Annotated in this window: 15 protein-coding genes; 5 read left to right on the top strand and 10 right to left on the bottom strand. The window is 64.6% G+C overall.

The annotated features are described in order from the left end of the window. Positions 1-76: 76 nt before the first annotated feature. The 10 genes from doeB to EN808_RS13845 all read right to left on the bottom strand — a co-directional run bounded on the left by doeB (position 77) and on the right by EN808_RS13845 (position 9,968). A complete protein-coding gene (gene doeB, locus EN808_RS13890; RefSeq protein WP_135916086.1) occupies positions 77-1,078 on the bottom strand; it encodes a N(2)-acetyl-L-2,4-diaminobutanoate deacetylase DoeB in 1,002 nt (333 codons plus the stop codon). Positions 1,079-1,083: 5 nt separating this feature from the next. Continuing rightward, a complete protein-coding gene (doeA, locus tag EN808_RS13885; protein WP_127275879.1) occupies positions 1,084-2,262 on the bottom strand; it encodes an ectoine hydrolase DoeA in 1,179 nt (392 codons plus the stop codon). Positions 2,263-2,402: 140 nt separating this feature from the next. Beyond that, on the bottom strand, positions 2,403-3,395 hold the full coding sequence (gene eutC, locus EN808_RS13880; RefSeq protein ID WP_135916085.1) for an ectoine utilization protein EutC: 993 nt from the start codon (positions 3,393-3,395) through the stop codon (positions 2,403-2,405). Then, positions 3,392-4,384 (bottom strand): hydroxyectoine utilization dehydratase EutB, encoded by a 993-nt coding sequence (eutB, locus tag EN808_RS13875; protein ID WP_135916084.1) that lies wholly within the window; start codon positions 4,382-4,384, stop codon positions 3,392-3,394. Before eutB ends, eutC begins: the two co-directional genes overlap by 4 nt. Positions 4,385-4,389: 5 nt before the next feature. Then, positions 4,390-5,169, bottom strand: a complete 780-nt coding sequence (gene eutA / locus EN808_RS13870; RefSeq protein ID WP_135916083.1) for an ectoine utilization protein EutA — start codon at positions 5,167-5,169, stop codon at positions 4,390-4,392. 3 nt (positions 5,170-5,172) lie between these two features. After that, entirely contained in the window at positions 5,173-5,832 is a 660-nt protein-coding gene (gene ehuD / locus EN808_RS13865) for an ectoine/hydroxyectoine ABC transporter permease subunit EhuD (protein ID WP_127870505.1), read from the bottom strand. Positions 5,833-5,866: 34 nt separating this feature from the next. Next, positions 5,867-6,526, bottom strand: coding sequence for an ectoine/hydroxyectoine ABC transporter permease subunit EhuC (gene ehuC, locus EN808_RS13860; RefSeq protein ID WP_127275884.1), 660 nt, complete (start codon positions 6,524-6,526; stop codon positions 5,867-5,869). Positions 6,527-6,692: 166 nt separating this feature from the next. Beyond that, positions 6,693-7,544: an ectoine/hydroxyectoine ABC transporter substrate-binding protein EhuB gene (gene ehuB / locus EN808_RS13855; RefSeq protein WP_135916082.1), complete on the bottom strand. Its 852-nt coding sequence runs from the start codon at positions 7,542-7,544 to the stop codon at positions 6,693-6,695. 65 nt (positions 7,545-7,609) lie between these two features. Further along, positions 7,610-8,401 (bottom strand): ectoine/hydroxyectoine ABC transporter ATP-binding protein EhuA, encoded by a 792-nt coding sequence (ehuA, locus tag EN808_RS13850; protein ID WP_135881729.1) that lies wholly within the window; start codon positions 8,399-8,401, stop codon positions 7,610-7,612. A 181-nt stretch (positions 8,402-8,582) separates the two neighbouring features. Further along, complete coding sequence (locus EN808_RS13845; protein ID WP_127870502.1) at positions 8,583-9,968, bottom strand: PLP-dependent aminotransferase family protein; 1,386 nt, start codon at positions 9,966-9,968, stop codon at positions 8,583-8,585. A gap of 83 nt (positions 9,969-10,051) precedes the next feature. Here EN808_RS13845 and EN808_RS13840 point away from each other — a divergent pair, with 83 nt between their 5' ends. The 5 genes from EN808_RS13840 to hutH all read left to right on the top strand — a co-directional run bounded on the left by EN808_RS13840 (position 10,052) and on the right by hutH (position 16,336). Further along, positions 10,052-10,543, top strand: coding sequence for an Lrp/AsnC family transcriptional regulator (locus EN808_RS13840; RefSeq protein WP_127870501.1), 492 nt, complete (start codon positions 10,052-10,054; stop codon positions 10,541-10,543). Positions 10,544-10,673: 130 nt separating this feature from the next. Then, positions 10,674-12,167, top strand: coding sequence for an NAD-dependent succinate-semialdehyde dehydrogenase (locus tag EN808_RS13835; RefSeq protein WP_135916081.1), 1,494 nt, complete (start codon positions 10,674-10,676; stop codon positions 12,165-12,167). A 32-nt stretch (positions 12,168-12,199) separates the two neighbouring features. Then, positions 12,200-13,579 carry an aspartate aminotransferase family protein gene (locus EN808_RS13830; RefSeq protein ID WP_127870499.1) on the top strand — a complete coding sequence of 460 codons (1,380 nt, stop codon included), beginning with the start codon at positions 12,200-12,202 and terminating at the stop codon, positions 13,577-13,579. Positions 13,580-13,588: 9 nt separating this feature from the next. Further along, positions 13,589-14,692: an alcohol dehydrogenase family protein gene (locus EN808_RS13825; RefSeq protein WP_135916080.1), complete on the top strand. Its 1,104-nt coding sequence runs from the start codon at positions 13,589-13,591 to the stop codon at positions 14,690-14,692. A gap of 147 nt (positions 14,693-14,839) precedes the next feature. After that, positions 14,840-16,336: a histidine ammonia-lyase gene (gene hutH, locus EN808_RS13820; protein WP_135916079.1), complete on the top strand. Its 1,497-nt coding sequence runs from the start codon at positions 14,840-14,842 to the stop codon at positions 16,334-16,336. Positions 16,337-16,340 lie beyond the last annotated feature (4 nt).

The raw sequence follows: 16,340 nt of genomic DNA, 5'->3' as shown, positions 1-16,340 counted from the left end.
CTGGCCGAAGAGCGACACGAGAAGCCGTCGATGGCTGGGTCCGCCCGGTTTGGTCCGGGCGGAGAAATCACGTCAGTCAATCGACCTTCACGGCGACCACCGCGGCGCAGTCGCCGGCCTTGACCAGTCCGGGGAAATGCCGTGCCGCCAGCATGCCCGACATTTTCGCCCGGATCTCCCGCGGAGCAACGCCGGTGCGGCCGGTGGAATGGATGCGGGCCAGTACCGCGCCTTCTTCGACAGGCTCACCAAGATCGACCATGGTTTCGATCATGCCGTCGTCCTCGGCAAAGCAGAAGCAATCTCCCGAGGGCATGTCCAGCCACTGGGTTTTGCCCGTCTCGACCGCCCCGGCGACGACACCGGCGTGACGCAACACGTTGAGGATGCCGCGCCGGGCGATCCGCACCGTTTCGGCTCGCGATGTGCCGCCGCCGCCGAGCTCGGTGGTGACGAAGACCTTGCCCATCTCTTCGGCCGCCGTGTCATACATGCCGATCGCATCGATCTCGGTCATGCGCATCGAGAACGGCGCTGAGAATGCCGCCACCGCCGCAAAGGCTTTCTGCTCCTGTGCCTTGTCGGGCAAGGTGTGAGCAGCGCAAAACGGCACGAAATCCAGCGTCCTGCCACCGGAATGGAAGTCGAAGACGATGTCGGCGCGGGGAAGCAACTCGCGTTGGAAATAATCGGCGATCTTCTGCGTCACCGTGCCGTCCGGCCGGCCGGGAAAGCTGCGGTTCATGTTGCCCTTGTCGATCGGCGAGGTGCGCGTGCCGGCCCGAAAAGCCGGATAGTTCATCGCCGGCACGATGATCACCGTGCCGCTGACCTGGCTGGGATCGAGCGTTCGGGCGAGTTCGTAGAGCGCCAGCGGCCCCTCATACTCGTCACCATGGTTGCCGCCGGTCAGCAGTGCCGCCGGCCCCTTGCTGTTGCGGATGACGCAGATCGGGATCATCACAGAGCCCCAGGCCGAGTCGTCGCGGCTATAGGGCAAGCGCAGGAAACCATGCTGGACGCCGTCGCGATCGAAATCGACGGTCGGCGCGATCGGCGACGGGCGATGACTGGACATCGGGCTCAATCCTTCACCACCAGCTTGCGCGGCACATTGGCCAGGCACTCCACACCGGTTTCAGTGATCAGGATGGACTCGGTGATCTCCAGCCCCATTGTCTCCAGCCAAAGGCCGGTCATGAAATGGAAGGTCATGCCGGGCTTGAGCTCGGTGCGGTCGCCGGGACGCAGGCTCATGGTGCGTTCGCCCCAGTCCGGCGGATAGGAAATACCGATCGGATAGCCGGTGCGGTTGTCCTTGACGATGCCGTATTTCTTCAGGACGGCAAAGAAGGCGTTGGCGATGTCCTCGCATGTATTGCCCGGCCTGGCGGCGGCAAGACCTGCTTCCATGCCTTCCAGCGTCGCCTTCTCGGCATCGAGGAATTCCTGCGTCGGTTTGCCGAGGAAGACGGTGCGCGACAGCGGGCAGTGGTACCTGTTGTAGCAGCCGGCGATCTCGAAGAAGGTGCCCTCGCCCCGCTTCATCGGCTTGTCGTCCCAGGTCAGGTGCGGCGCCGAAGCGTCCGCGCCTGACGGCAGCAGTGGCACGATCGCGGGGTAGTCGCCGCCGATGCCGTCGACGCCGCGGGTGCCGGCATCGTAGATCTCGGCGACCAGATCGCATTTGCGCATGCCGACCTCGATCTTGTCGAAGATGCGCTGGTGCATCGCCTCGACGATGCGGGCGGCCTTGCGCATATAGTCGATCTCGGTCGGGCTCTTCACCGCGCGCTGCCAGTTGACCAGCGCGGTGGCGTCGACGAAGCGGGCGTTGGGCAGATGCTTCTGCAAAGAGGCGAAGGCGGCGGCGGAGAACCAGTAATTGTCCATCTCGACACCGACGACAAGCTTGCCCCAGCCGCGATCGCTCAGCACGCTGGACAGGAAGTCCATCGGGTGGCGTTCTGTCGACTGCACATAGTGGTCGGCATAGCCGACGATGTTGTCATGCGCGAGATAAGCAGTGCGCTTGGCGCCGTTGGCGTCCTGGCCACGGCCATACCAGACCGGCTCGCCCGACGGCGGCACGATGACCGCCTGATGCACATAGAAGGACCAGCCGTCATATCCAGTCAGCCAGGCCATGTTGGATGGATCGCTGATAACAAGGAGATCGACGCCTTTGGCTTCCATCGCCTTGCGCGTCTTGGCGAGGCGATCCGCGTATTCGCTTCGCGAGAATTTCAGGTTCGGCTGCATTTTTTGTTGGTCCTCGTTTGTTGGGCCTGGAGCCCGCTTCAACTTCGTTGAAAATCTGTCTCCAGGTATTGTTTTGTCGGAGCACGATCTGGTCGGAAAACCGGTTGCCACTTTTCCAGATCATGCTCCCGCGGCCAGGATCAGCTTTCGAAAATGGTTCCGGCATTGGCCGCCAGCGCGCGGTCGCGGGCGAGCGTGGCGATCGCAGTGTCCTGCACGCCGGTGCCGGTCAGGTCAGCGATGGTGATGTCGCTGGCCGAGCGCCTACCGTGTTTTTCGCCGGCGATGATCTGGCCAAGTTCGGTGACCTCGGCATCGGCTGCCATCACGCCGGCGGCGATGGCATGGTGCAGTTCGCCCAGCCGCCGTGTCTGCTTCGCGCTGTCGGCGACATAGAGATCGGCCATGCGCAGGATGGCAGGCGCGATCTCGTTCTTGTGCTCGGCATCCGAGCCCATGGCGGTGATGTGCTGGCCAGCCGAGACAAACCCAGCCTTGATCAGCGGCTCGATCGACGGCGTGGTGGTGACGATGATGTCGGCGCCGGCGACAGCGTTGGCCGCGTCGGGTTCGTGGCGCACGTCGATGCCGAGCCGTTCGCGCAAGGTGGCCGCGGCCGCCTCCGCCTTGGCGGCATCGCGCGCCCAGATGCGGGCCTGCGTGATCGGCCGCACCAGCATCAGGGCTTCGAGCTGCAGCCCGGCCTGGACGCCGGCGCCGAAGATCGCGGCGACGGACGAGTCCTCTCGCGACAGGTGTTTGGCCGCGACGGCGCCGGCGGCGGCGGTGCGGACGTCGGTGAGATAGCCATTGTCGAGCAGCAAGGCGTCGACCACACCGGTCTTTGCCGAAAGCAGCACCATCATGCCGCCACCGCTTGGCAGACCGAGCTTTGGATTGTCGAAGAAGCCGGAACTGATCTTGACGGCGAAGCCGTCGATACCGGGTACATAGGCGGACTTCACGTCGACCTCGCCGCGATGCTCGGCGATGTCGAGGCGCAGGATCGGCGGCATGGCCACCGGCAATGTTGCCAGCGCGCGGAAAGCATTCTCGACGCAAGCGACGGCGTCGAGATCGAGCGTCACGATCGTGCGCAGTTCAGCTTCGGTGAGGATGGTCATCCTGCTCATGCGGCGCGCTCCGAAATCGATGGCATTTCCCCGCAGACGATCTTCCTGTGCAGTTCCATGTCGATGTTGCGGCCGGAAAGCAGAACCACCACCGGCCCCTCCGCCCTGACCTTGCCGGCGAGCAGTGCTGCGATGCCTACCGCACCTGCTCCTTCGACGATCTCGCGTTCCAGTTCATAGGCATGGCGAATGCCGGCGGCGATTTCGTCCTCACTGAGCAGGACGACATCGTCGAGCAGGTCTCGGCTCATGGCGAAGGTCAGCCGGTTGTCGAGGCCGATGCCCCCGCCGAGCGAATCCGCCAGCGTCGGCAGTTCCTCCACCAAGACGGGACGGCCCGCATCGAGGCTCGCCTTCATCGCGGCGCCGCGCGCCATCGACACGCCGATTATCTTTGTGCCGGGGCTAACGCCTTTGATTGCGGCCGCTACACCCGAGGCCAGCCCACCTCCGGAGAGTTGCACCAGCACCAGAGCGGCATCCGGGACCTGCTCGATCATCTCCAACCCGAGCGTGCCTTGCCCGGCGATGATCGCGGGATGGTCGAAGGGCGGCAGCATGACAAGCCCCTCCTCCGTCACCAGCCGCTCGACCTCCTGCTGGGCATCGTCCTGGCTGTTGCCGACAATACGGACTTCCGCGCCGAGGCGGCGGATTTCGTCCAGCTTGTTCTTGGGTACCAGTCGAGACATGCAGATCACCGCACGCATGCCCTCGAGCTTCGCCGCGTGGGCCAGCGCACGGCCATGATTGCCGGTCGATGCCGCGACGACGCCGCGCGCCCTCTCCTCGGCATCAAGCGATGCAACGGCGTTGGATGCACCGCGCAATTTGAAACTGCCGGTGGTCTGGCGATGCTCGAGCTTGAGATGAACCGGCACGCCCAGCCGTTCGGAAAGACTCGCCGAAAGCACGATCGATGTGCGCTCGACCTTGCCGGCAATTCGCTTGCGCGCGTCACGGATATCGCCAAGGGTCACTGTCGCCATGGTCGTCAGCCGCACGGCAAGGGCAGCGTCATCAGACTGCCGAATTCGGGATGGGCCGTCTCATCGCTGCAAAGGCGCAGACAGTACCAGGCGGTCGCCTGGTTGCTGGTCACCACCGGGCGGCCGATCGCCTGTTCCATGCCGGTGACCGCGAGCGCAGCGCGCAGCGCCGTGCAGGACACGAACAGCGCATCGGCCTGCGGATGCATTGCCTGGCGTGCGAGGTCGACAAGCGCTGCCGGGGCAATGCGCGCCATCTCGCGGTCATCCTCGAAGCCGAGACAGGTAAAGCCTAGGATGTCGAAGCCGCGTTCGGCGAAATAGGTCGCCATCGGCCTGGCGGTTTCCATGGTGTAGGGCGTGAGGATGCTGATCCGGCGCACGCCGAACGCGTTCAGCCCGCGCACGCCGGCCATTGTTGGCGTGACGACGGGCACGGCTGGCTTGGCGGCCTGGATCGCCGTCTCGATCTCGGCATCGCCAATCACCACCGAGGCCGACGTGCAGGAATAGCAGACGGCGTCGAGCGGCTCGTCAGGCAGGATCAAGGCCGCGCCCGCCGTCAGCGCCGGCTGCATCTTGCGCAAGTTCTCAGGCGTCGTCGGATTGGCATAGGGGATGCGCGCGACATAGACGCCGATCCGTTCGCTCGCCACCATGCGGCGAAAATCCGGCTCGGTCGTATGGTCCGTGGCAAGGATGATGAGGCCGACGCGCCGCTCCAGCGGACGCTCATCGAGCGCTGGCCGGTTGGGCACAAGCTTGATCTGCGGCAAGGGCTTCATCTTTTATCTTTCGATCTTGCCGTAACGGCGTTCCAGCCAGCGCAGCAGCACGACCGAGATCAGGCTGATGGCGAGGAAGAAGGCGCCGACAAGCGTGATCGGCTCGAGGTAGCGATAGTAGGTGTTGGCGACGCTTTTTGCCTGGTTCATCAGTTCCAGCACGGTGATCGCCGAGAGCAGCGGCGTCTCCTTGAACATGGCGATGAAGTAGTTGGCCAATGCCGGGATCATCGGCGGAATGGCCTGCGGGATGATGATGTGGGACCAGGTCTGCCGGGCGCTGAGATTGCACGCCTTGGCGGCCTCCCACTGGCCACGCGGCACATTGTCGATGCCGGCGCGGTAGACCTCCGCCGTGTAGGTGCCGTAGTGCAGCCCGAGCCCGATGACGCCGGCGACCAGCGGCGGCAGCAGGATGCCGATGTCGGGCAGCACATAGAAGATGAAATAGAGCTGCACCAGGAGCGGTGTGCCGCGGATGAATTCGGCTACCCAGCCGACAGTGCGAGACACCGCCTTGTTGGGCGAGCGGCGCGCCAGCGCGATGCCCAACCCGACGATCGCCGCCAGCACCGAACCGAGCAGCGTCGCCAGGATGGTGATCTTCACCCCCTGGATCAACGTCGGCAGGATCTGCCGGACAAAATCCCAATCCCAATCCATCAGCGGACCCAATTCATCAGGAATGCGCCGGCCATCAGACGCGCACTCCGTCGAGGCCGCGCGCCATGCGGCGTTCCAGCGAGCGCACCCCCCACGAGATGAGCAGCGCCAGGATGAAATAGATGACGAGAATGGTGGTGAACGGCACCATGGTGTTGCCGGTCTGGGCGCGCACCACCTGCGCCTGGAAGGTCAGGTCGGCGAGCGAGATCAGCGAGACGACCGATGTCGCCTTGAGCAGCTCGATCGCATTGTTGCCGAAGGTCGGCAGCATCACCAGAAACGCTTGCGGCAGGATGACATGGCGCATGCCTTGCCAGCGGCCCAGATTGAGCGCGATGCAGGCCTCATGCTGTTCGCGGCCGATCGATTGCACGGCGCCGCGCACCACCTCCGCGGCATAGGCGCCGACATTCAAGCCCAGCGCCAAGACGCCGGCCTGCAGCGGGGTCAGTTCGAAACCCACCAAGGGCAACACGAAATAGGCGAAGAACAGCTGCACGAAGATCGAGGTGCCACGGAAGAATTCGATATAGGCCGTTGCCAGGGCCCGCAGCACGAAGAAGCGCGATAGGCGCCCCATGCCAGCGAGAAAGGCCATGATCAGGGCAAGAACCGACCCCATCAGCGTCAGCTCGATGGTGACAAGCGCTCCCTGCAATATCAGGCCGAAATAGCCGGACCACTGGGTCATCTGGGTTCCAACGTTGGCGGTTAGCTTCCTTCTCCCCGTTCAACGGGGAGAAGATGCCGGCAGGCAGATGAGGGGCAGTGCCAGCGTAAGCAAAGCTTGTGCTGCCCCTCATCCGGCCCTTCGGGCCACCTTCTCCCCGTTCACGGGGAGAAGGAAAAAGGAAGCGCTACTTCGCGGCGCAGAGCTTGTCGCGCGTGGTCGACATCGCCGCCGCCGCGGAGAAACCGTAGGGCTCGATGATCTTGGCGAACTCGCCCGACTTCTTCATCTTGGCGAGTTCGACGTCGAAGGCGTCGCGCATCGCCTCGTCGCCCTTCTTGAAGGCGGCGCCGTCGCAATAGACCGGCGCACCCTGCACCGGGGCGATGACTTCGAGGTTCGGATCGGCGGCCTTCTTCATCAGATCATTGATCGAGAGCACGGGCAGCGAATAGGCGTCGATACGGCCGTCCTGCACCATCTTCAGGCCGCTCTGGCCGTCCGGCACGACGATGACACGTTCACGCGGCACGCCGGCGTTGAGCGCCAGCTTCTCCTCGGTGCCGCCGCCCGGCGCGCCGATCGTGGCGGACGTGTCCTTGGCGACATCCTCGTAGCTCTTGAAGCCTTTCGGATTGCCCTTCTTCACCAGCATCGCCTCGGCGTCGCACAGGACCGGTTCGGAATAGGCGACCGCAGCGCAACGCTCCGGCTTCATGAACAGGCCGGCGGTGACGACGTCGAAGCGGCCGGCCTGCAGGCCGGGGATCATCGCGCCATACTCAGAGATCGAGGCGACGATATCGGCCACTCCGAGACGCTTGAAAATCTCGCGCGCCACATCGGGCGCCGCGCCCGAAACCTTGCCGTCAGCGGCGACCGCCGTATAAGGCGGCTCGTTGGCGATGGCGACGCGGGCGAACCCTTGAGCCTTCAGCTGTTCGAGCTTCTTGTCCGCGGCCGAGCCTACGCTCGATGTCGCGAGCACCGCCGCAATTGCAAGGCCGGCGACGCCAGCCAAAATGCCAAGTTTCTTCATTGTTCCCAACTCCTTGTTTCTCTTCTTGGTTTGCCTGTGGGCGATTCGCACGCCCCGCATGGCGGTCAGACACGGTGTCCGGCCGCGATGATCTTCTTCAGGAACCCTTGCGTGCGTTCCTGCTTGGGATTGCGGAAAATCTCGTCGGGTTTGCCTTCCTCGACTATTCGGCCGCGATCGAAGAACAGCACCCGGTCGGCGAAGTCGTGAGCAAAACCCATCTCGTGCGTGACCAGCAGCATGGTCATGTCGGTCTCGGCGCAGAGCCGCCACAAGACGTTGAGCACTTCCTCGACCAGTTCCGGGTCGAGCGCCGATGTCACCTCGTCGAACAGCATGATCTTCGGCTGCAAAGCGAGCGCGCGGGCGATCGCCACGCGCTGCTTCTGGCCGCCGGACAATTGGGCCGGCATCGCTTTCGCCTTGTCGGCCATGCCGACCATCTCGAGAAGTTCCATCGCCCGCTTCTCGGCAACGGCGCGTGGCGTGCCCTTGGTCAGCATCGGGGCCAGCGTCACATTGTCGATGACGCTCTTGTGCGGAAACAGGTTGAACAGCTGGAAGACCATGCCGGTCTTCTGGCGCATTTTTGCCAGATGCCGCTCGTCGGCCGGCAGCAGCTGGCCGTTGCGCTCCATGTGGTAGAGCTGCTCGCCGTCGATCTGGATGTGGCCGCCGTCGATGCGCTCCAGCGTCATCAGGATGCGCAGGATCGTGGTCTTGCCCGAGCCAGAGGGGCCGATCAGCGCCAGCTTCTCGCGCGGCATGACCTGCATGGACAAGCCGTCCAGCACCTTGAAGGCGCCGAAGCTCTTCGAGATGGCGTCGACCTTGATGATGGGCGCGGTTGCGGACAAATGAATTTCCCCGTGCTGGAGAAGCCTGTGCCCTTAACGATGGGGAACACGCCAAATCATGTCAATTGGTAAAATAATATCATGACAATTATTCTGATTACGCACATTTTCCGGTCAATCGCAGCTGGCTTTTTGGGCATGCCGTTGCCCCAGAACCACCTGGCGATAGTGGGTGGCGCGCTCAGATTGCGAGCAGCAAATGCTCCGGATCGCCAAGCAAGAGCTTGGTGACAACGCCGAGACCGGCGCGCAGTTCCCCTTCGGTGGTCGAACCCAGCGAGATGCGCACTGCCGGATGCCAGGGCGCATCCGATATGCGGAACGAGGTGCCCGGGGCTATGGCCACGCCTTGCAACCGAGCCTGGGCGACAAAGCTCTCCTCGGAACGGTCGGCCGGCAGTTGCAGCCAGATATGCAATCCGTCGCGACGGGCACGGTAGTCGACGCCGGCCAGTACCTCGCCAGCGATATCCTGCCGGCGACGCAACGCCGCGCGCTGCCAGCGCACCAGCTCCATCGCGGTGCCGTCGGTTACCCATTTGGTGGCGATCTCGGCCACCATTGGTGTTGCCATCCAGTTCGAGACGAGATGCCGGTTGGCGACGGCCGCAACGTAACGGTCGGGCGCGGCGAGATAACCTATGCGCAGGCCGGGCACGGTGATCTTGGTGAAGGAGGTGACGTAGAGCGTCCGCTCCGGCGCGAAAGCAGCGACCGGCGGCGGTCGATCCTCGACCAGGGGACCGAGCACATCGTTCTCGATGATGGCGATGTCATGCTTGCGCGCCACCGCCGCGATCTGCTCACGGCGCGCCCCATCCATGAGCGTTGCCGTGGGATTGATCACCGAAGGCTGCACGAATACGGCGCGGATATCGGACAGCCGGCAAGCCTCGTCCAGCGCTTCCGGAATCAGGCCGTTTTCGTCGATCGGCAGGCCTTCGAGGTTGAAACCGAGATAGCGGGCGAGCGGCACCAGCGTGTGATGGCCTATCGCCTCGGTGGCAACGGTGGAGCCCGGTGGCGCGACGCTCATCAGCGCCACCGTCATGCCGGCGGTGGCGCCATTGGTCAGGCTGATGTTCTGCGCGGAGGCTTCGAGGCCGCACAGTTTCAGCCATTCGACCGCCACGGCGCGGTGGCGCGGGAACACCATGTTTGGCCGGAACGACAGTGCCGAACTCGACGGCAGGTTTTCGGCAAGCCAGCCCAGCGCCTGCTTCATCCGCTCCAGGTGCATCGGCTCGCAGACCGGTTTCAGGATCGAGAGGTCGATGACCTCACCGAGGCGCTCGGGCAGATAGGGCGGGTCCGGCTCGCGGCGCTGCGTCTGGACGAAGCTGCCGCGCCCGATCTCGCCCGAAATCAGGCCGCGGCGGATCAATTCCTCATAGGCCCGGCTGACCGTTTGCACCGAGAGCTTGAGATCGTCCGCCAGCCGGCGATGCGTCGGCAGCCTCGCGCCATTGGCCAGGCGTCCGTCATGGATGGCGCGCGCAAACTGGTCGGCCAATGATTGATAGGCTGGCCGGCGGATAAGCGCGGGATCGGGTTGCCACAATGTCATGACTTATTAGAGATCGAAATCAGTGCAATTGACAATCGAAATAATGCGCCCTCATGGTACGATGGACGAAAAAGTGAGCGCTGATGACTGCTGCGAAACTCGACCCGATCGATCTCAAAATCCTCGACGCCATCCAGCGTGACGGACGCATCACCAAGCTGGCGCTGGCCGAGCAGGTCGGGCTGTCGCCGACGCCATGCTGGATGCGGCTGCGCAAGCTGGAAAAAGCCGGCATCGTCTCGGGCTATCACGCCCGCATCGCCATGCGCGTCGTGGCGCCTGTCGCCACAGTGCTGATGGAGGTGACGCTGGCCAGCCACCGTCAGGCCGATTTCGACCGCTTCGAGCGCGTCATCCGCGATATCCCCGAGATCGTCGCCTGCTGGTCGGTGGGTGGCGGCGTTGACTATGTGCTGAAGGTGATGGCGCGCGACATCGACGCCTATCAGCGGCTGGTCGACGGCTTGCTCGATCGCGAGATCGGCATCGACCGCTACTTCACCTACATCGTCATCAAGACGGTGAAGGATGATATCGCGCTGCCCATTGCGGACCTGTTGCCGGCATCGGCATAGCGCCGGAGAAACGGGCTGCCCTCACGGCGCAATAGAGAGATTCTCTCTCTGATCAGGCGCCCAAACAGCCTCTCTGTCTGCCGGTGAAGGATAGTCTTCCCGGATCAGACCGAACCGGGAGGCTTCGACCATGTCCGCGCATTTCGCCCGCTCGCATCGCCACGAAGCGCTCGACCGGCTCGCCGACCGCCGGCTGCTGCGCGAACTCGCTTACGTCGACGGCCATTGGACGGCGAGCGATGCGGCCGAGAGTTTCGAGGTCACCGATCCGGCGACCGGCACCACCGTCGCCTTCGTCGCAGCACTCGACAGCCGACAGACGACAAAGGCCATCGACGCCGCGGCGCGCGCCTTTCCGGCCTGGCGGACGCTGTTGCCGCAGGAGCGCTCGAAAATCCTGCGAAAATGGTTCGAGCTGATCATCGCCGCCAAGGCTGATCTGGCTCTGCTGATGACGCTTGAGCAGGGCAAGCCGCTCAAAGAGTCGCTCGGCGAAATCGACTACGCCGCCTCCTTCATCGAATGGTATGCCGAGGAAGCGAAGCGCCTCAACGCCGAGAGCGTCACCAGCCATCTGCCGAACGCGGAAATGATGGTGCGGCGCGAACCGCTCGGTGTCGTCGGCGTGGTCACGCCGTGGAATTTTCCGTCGGCCATGTTGACCCGCAAGGCGGCGGCGGCGCTTGCCGCCGGCTGCACCATCGTCGCCCATCCCTCCTCGGAGACGCCACTTTCGGCGCTGGCGCTGGCCGAACTCGGCGAGCGCGCCGGGTTGCCGGCCGGCGTCTTCAACATCGTCACCGGCAAGGCCGCGACGATCGTTGGACGCATGTGCGAAGATCCGCGCGTGCGGGCCATGAGTTTTACGGGCTCGACCGAGATCGGCCGGCTGATCGCCGCGCAAAGTGCGCCGACGATGAAGCGGCTGGTCATGGAACTCGGCGGCCACGCGCCGCTGATCGTCTTTGCCGATGCCGATATCGACAAGGCGGTGACCATTGCTGTCGACGCCAAATTCGCCACATCAGGCCAGGATTGCCTCGCCGCCAACCGAATCTATGTCCAGCGTCCGCTTTACGACCGCTTCTGCACCGCATTCGCCAAGCGCATTGACGCGCTGCGGACCGGCAGCGGCCTTGCCGAGGAAACCGACATCGGGCCGCTGATGCATGAACGTGCCGTCCAGAAGGTCGAGGAGCAGGTCGCGGATGCCCTCGCCCACGGCGCCCGCTGCCTTGCCGGCGGCAAGCGCCATCAGGCCGGGCCGCTGTTCTACCAGCCGACGCTGCTGGCCGATGTGCCCGACCAAGCGCTGATCATGCGCGAGGAGACCTTTGGTCCGGTCGCCGCCGTCACATCCTTCGACGACGAGGACGAGGTGATCGCCCGCGCCAATGCGACCGAATATGGCCTCGTCGCCTATGTCGTGACCGAGAATGGCGCGCGTCAGCAGCGCATGGGTCGCGCGCTCGACTATGGCATGGTCGCCATCAACCGTGTGAAGATCACCGGCGCGCCGATCCCCTTCGGCGGCGTCAAGCAGTCCGGCATCGGCCGCGAAGGCTCGCGCCACGGCTTGGAGGCCTTCACTGATCTCAAATATCTATGCCTCGACGTGGCGTAGGCCACACTGGAATTTTCAAGGAGTAAAAAAAAATGCTCGACCAGTCCAACGAACTCGCCGCCTGGGATCGCGACCATTTCTTCCATCCCTCGACCCATATGGGCACGCACGCTCGCGGTGAATCGCCGACAAGGATCATGGCCGGCGGCGAAGGCGTCACCGTCTGGGACAACAACGGCAGGAAGAGCATCGATGCCTTCGCCGGCCTCTATTGCGTCAATGTCGGCTATGGCCGCCAGAAGATCGCTGACGCCATCGCCACGCAGGCAAAGAACCTCGCCTATTACCACGCCTATGTCGGGCACGGCACCGAGGCCTCGATCACATTGGCGAAGATGATCATCGACCGCGCGCCGAAGGGCATGTCGAGGGTCTATTTCGGCCTGTCCGGTTCGGATGCCAACGAAACCAACATCAAGCTGATCTGGTACTACAACAATGTGCTGGGCCGGCCGGAGAAGAAGAAGATCATCTCGCGCTGGCGCGGCTATCACGGCTCGGGCGTGATGACGGGATCGCTGACGGGGCTGGACCTCTTCCACAATGCCTTCGACCTGCCCCGCGCGCCGATCCTGCACACCGAGGCGCCCTATTATTTCCGCCGCGCCGACCGCTCGATGAGCGAGGAACAGTTCTCGCAGCATTGCGCCGACAAGCTGGAGGAGATGATCCTCGCCGAAGGGCCTGAAACCGTCGCCGCCTTCATCGGCGAGCCAATCCTCGGCACTGGCGGCATCGTGCCGCCGCCTGCCGGCTATTGGGAGAAAATCCAGGCGGTGCTGAAAAAGTACGACGTGCTGCTGGTCGCCGACGAAGTGGTGACGGGCTTCGGCCGGTTGGGCACCATGTTCGGCTCCGACCATTACGGCATCAAGCCTGACCTGATCACCATCGCCAAGGGCCTGACCTCGGCCTATGCGCCGCTGTCGGGCGTCATCGTCGCCGACAAGATGTGGCAGGTCCTGGTGCAGGGTTCGGACAAGCTCGGCTCGCTTGGCCATGGCTGGACCTATTCGGCGCATCCGATCTGCGTCGCAGCCGGCGTCGCCAATCTCGAGCTGATCGATGAGATGGACCTGGTGCGGAATGCCGGCGAGACCGGCGCTTATTTCCGTGCCGAACTGGCCAAGGCCGTCGGCGGCCACAAACACGTCGGCGAGGTGCGCGGCGACGGCATGCTCGCGGCGGTGGAATTCGTCAGGGATCGCGACGACCGTGTCTTCTTCGATCCTTCGCTCAAGATCGGACCGCAGGTCGCCACGGCCCTTGCCGCCAGCGGCGTCATCGGCCGCGCCATGCCGCAGGGCGACATACTTGGCTTCGCGCCGCCGCTGTGCCTGACCCGCGAGGAGGCCGACATCGTGGTGGCCAAGACCGCCGATGCCGTGAACAGCGTATTCGCCAATCTCTGAGAGCGACCCATGAATGCCATGACCAAAACCCTCCCCGCCACCATGGCCGCCGTGCTGCTCACCGGGCACGGCGGACCGGAAAAGCTCGTCTACCGCACCGATGTGAAAGTGCCTGCGCCCGCCCCCGGCGAAGTGCTGGTGAAAGTCAGCGCCTGCGGGATGAACAACACCGATGTCTGGGTGCGCCAGGGCGCCTACGGCACGGAAGAGGACGCCGCCGCCGTGTCGACCTGGCGGCGCCAGGGCAACACGCTGACCTTTCCGCGCGTCCAGGGCACCGACACGGTAGGCACCATCGCTGCCGTCGGCGAAGGCGTCTCGCCAGATCGTGTCGGCGAACGGGTGATGGTCGATTTCTCCATCTACAACCGCGACGACGATTCACTGGCCGACATCGACTATATGGGGCACGGCCGCGATGGCGGTTATGCCGAGTATCAGGCTGTGCCAGCCGACAACGCGCATGTCGTCGACACCAACTTGAGCGACGTCGAACTCGCCACCTTCTGCTGCGCCTACCTTACCGGCGAACAGATGCTGGAACGCGCCGGCCTGAAGGCTGGCGAGCGAGTGCTGGTCACCGGCGCCTCGGGCGGCGTCGGTTCCGGCATCGTGCAGCTGGCGCGTGCGCGTGGCGCCATTCCCTATGCGATCGCCGGCAAGGGCAAGGAACAGGCCGTACTCGACATCGGCGCCGAGGCGGTCATCACCCGTGGCGTCGCGGACCTGCCGCAAGCCGTGACCGAAGCGACCGGCGGCCAGCCGATCGACGTGGTCGCCGATCTCGTCGGCGGCGCGATCTTCAACGACCTGCTGCGCATCCTGCGACCCGAGGGCCGGTATACCACGGCCGGCGCGATTGCAGGCCCGGTCGTCCAGCTTGACCTCAGGACAATGTATCTCAAGCAGCTGCAACTGCATGGTTCGAGCCAGGGCACGCGTGCCGATTTCCGCCGCATCGTTCGCTACATCGAGGAGGGCAAGATCAGACCGTTGGTCGGTGGCGTCTACAAGCTCTCCGATTTCCACCACGCGCAGGCCGATTTCGTCGCAAAGGATTTTGTCGGCAAGCTGGTGGTGGTGCCGGACGCTGTCGCGAAGCGATCGACGTAATCGCAAAATCCTGGGTCCCTTGCCTCCGCCTCCTTCTCATCGCTGCCATAATGGGAATGGCTTGCAGTCCAGCCGGCATGCCGCCACAAATGGTGACGCCCGCCGCGCCGCTGGTCCGGGCCTCTGGTCACAGGATACAGGCGAGACATGACAGCGCGAATGATACTGCTCGACGCCAAGCCGCTTGGCGCGGCTGACGTCGCCGAGATCGCGCGGCGCAACGCGCGGCTGATGCTGGGCGAGGAGGCGATGCGGCGCATCCGGGCGAGCCGCGCGCTGATCGAGCACCTCACCGGGCTCGGCAAGCCGATCTACGGCGTCACCACGGGCCTCGGCGCCTGTGTCGACACGCCGCTCGCGCAGGCCGATCTGATCGCCTTCCAGCACAGCGTGCCGCTCAGCCACAGCATGGGCATCGGCCCTGCCCTTCCGACCGAGGCAGTGCGCGCGCTGATGACCGCGCGCATCTCAGGCATGGCCGCCGGCGGCACCGGCACTTCCGAACGCGTGGTGATGGGCCTCGTGGCGGCGCTCAACGCCGGCGTCCATCCGGTGATCCCCACCTGGGGATCGATCGGCGCGGCGGACCTTGCCCATCTTGGCCACATGGCACGAGCGCTGCGCGGCGACGGCGAGACGGAGTTCCAGGGCAGGATCATGCCGTCGGGCGAGGCGCTGGCGCTGGCCGGGCTCGAACCGCTTGACCTGCGCGAGAAGGACGGCCATGCCATCATCGTCGCCAACAGCCTGTCGACCGGCACGGCATGCCTGTGTCTCGAGGACGTCGCCCATCTCATCGACTGGGCATTGGCCGCGGTGGCGCTCAACTATGAGGCGTTCCGTTCTTCCCTGACCGCGATCGATAGGGATGCCCTGGCCGCTCGGCCGGCCTTCGGCCAGCGCGAGATCGGCGCACGGCTGCGCGCGGAACTCGCCGGAAGCGGCCTGTGGAAGGACAGAGCGGCGCGGCGGCTGCAAGATCCGCTCAGCTATCGCTGTGTGCCGCAAGTCTGGGGCGGCCTGCTCAACGCGTTCGAACAGGCGAAGCTCGCGACGGAGATCGAACTCACCCATTCCGGCGACAACCCGGTGATCCTGCCCGAAGACGAACGCGTCGTCTCGAACGGCAATTTCGACCTCACTGCCATGACGCTGGCCTGGGAACAGCTCGGCCAGGCGCTCGCGCATTGCGCGGTGGGCACCGCCAACCGCTGCATGAAGCTGATGTCGCCGACAATTGCCGAGCTGCCGCGCTTCCTGTCGGCCAGGGGCGGCAGCCGCCAGGGCTACGCGGAACTGCAGAAGCCGCTGGCCGCGCTGGAAGCCGAGATTCGGCATCTGGCCAATCCGATGTCACTCAGCCCGCTGGCCGTTTCGGATGGGATCGAGGACCAGTCGTCGATGGCGCCGCGCGTGGTGGCCAAGACCGCCGAGATTGTCGAACGCCTGCGCTATCTCGTTGCGATGGAACTGATCTTCGCGGCCACGGGCGTGGAGTTGCGCGGCGTCGTCGACAGCATGGGCGAAGGACCCCAGCGCACCTTTGCTGCGGTGCGTGCGCTCGTCAGCCCGCTCGACGACGATCGTGAGATGAGCGCCGACATGACGCGGGTCGCCCGTATGGTGGCCGGTCCCCGGGACTGAGAAC

This window comes from Mesorhizobium sp. M8A.F.Ca.ET.165.01.1.1 (assembly GCF_004792065.1).
Lineage (GTDB): Bacteria > Pseudomonadota > Alphaproteobacteria > Rhizobiales > Rhizobiaceae > Mesorhizobium.
Note: the sequence above shows the minus strand (reverse complement) of the source record. Positions and strands in the feature narration are given on the sequence as shown.

Bases quoted from the DNA above. Each gene is read 5' to 3' on its own strand.
- EN808_RS13845 (WP_127870502.1), bottom strand. From the start codon at position 9,968: ATGACATTGTGGCAACCCGATCCCGCGCTTATCCGCCGGCCAGCCTAT.
- ehuD (WP_127870505.1), bottom strand. From the start codon at position 5,832: ATGGATTGGGATTGGGATTTTGTCCGGCAGATCCTGCCGACGTTGATC.
- eutB (WP_135916084.1), bottom strand. From the start codon at position 4,384: ATGGCGACAGTGACCCTTGGCGATATCCGTGACGCGCGCAAGCGAATT.
- eutA (WP_135916083.1), bottom strand. From the start codon at position 5,169: ATGAAGCCCTTGCCGCAGATCAAGCTTGTGCCCAACCGGCCAGCGCTC.
- EN808_RS13825 (WP_135916080.1), top strand. From the start codon at position 13,589: ATGAATGCCATGACCAAAACCCTCCCCGCCACCATGGCCGCCGTGCTG.
- ehuB (WP_135916082.1), bottom strand. From the start codon at position 7,544: ATGAAGAAACTTGGCATTTTGGCTGGCGTCGCCGGCCTTGCAATTGCG.
- doeA (WP_127275879.1), bottom strand. From the start codon at position 2,262: ATGCAGCCGAACCTGAAATTCTCGCGAAGCGAATACGCGGATCGCCTC.
- doeB (WP_135916086.1), bottom strand. From the start codon at position 1,078: ATGTCCAGTCATCGCCCGTCGCCGATCGCGCCGACCGTCGATTTCGAT.
- eutC (WP_135916085.1), bottom strand. From the start codon at position 3,395: ATGAGCAGGATGACCATCCTCACCGAAGCTGAACTGCGCACGATCGTG.
- ehuC (WP_127275884.1), bottom strand. From the start codon at position 6,526: ATGACCCAGTGGTCCGGCTATTTCGGCCTGATATTGCAGGGAGCGCTT.
- EN808_RS13840 (WP_127870501.1), top strand. From the start codon at position 10,052: ATGACTGCTGCGAAACTCGACCCGATCGATCTCAAAATCCTCGACGCC.
- EN808_RS13835 (WP_135916081.1), top strand. From the start codon at position 10,674: ATGTCCGCGCATTTCGCCCGCTCGCATCGCCACGAAGCGCTCGACCGG.
- EN808_RS13830 (WP_127870499.1), top strand. From the start codon at position 12,200: ATGCTCGACCAGTCCAACGAACTCGCCGCCTGGGATCGCGACCATTTC.
- hutH (WP_135916079.1), top strand. From the start codon at position 14,840: ATGACAGCGCGAATGATACTGCTCGACGCCAAGCCGCTTGGCGCGGCT.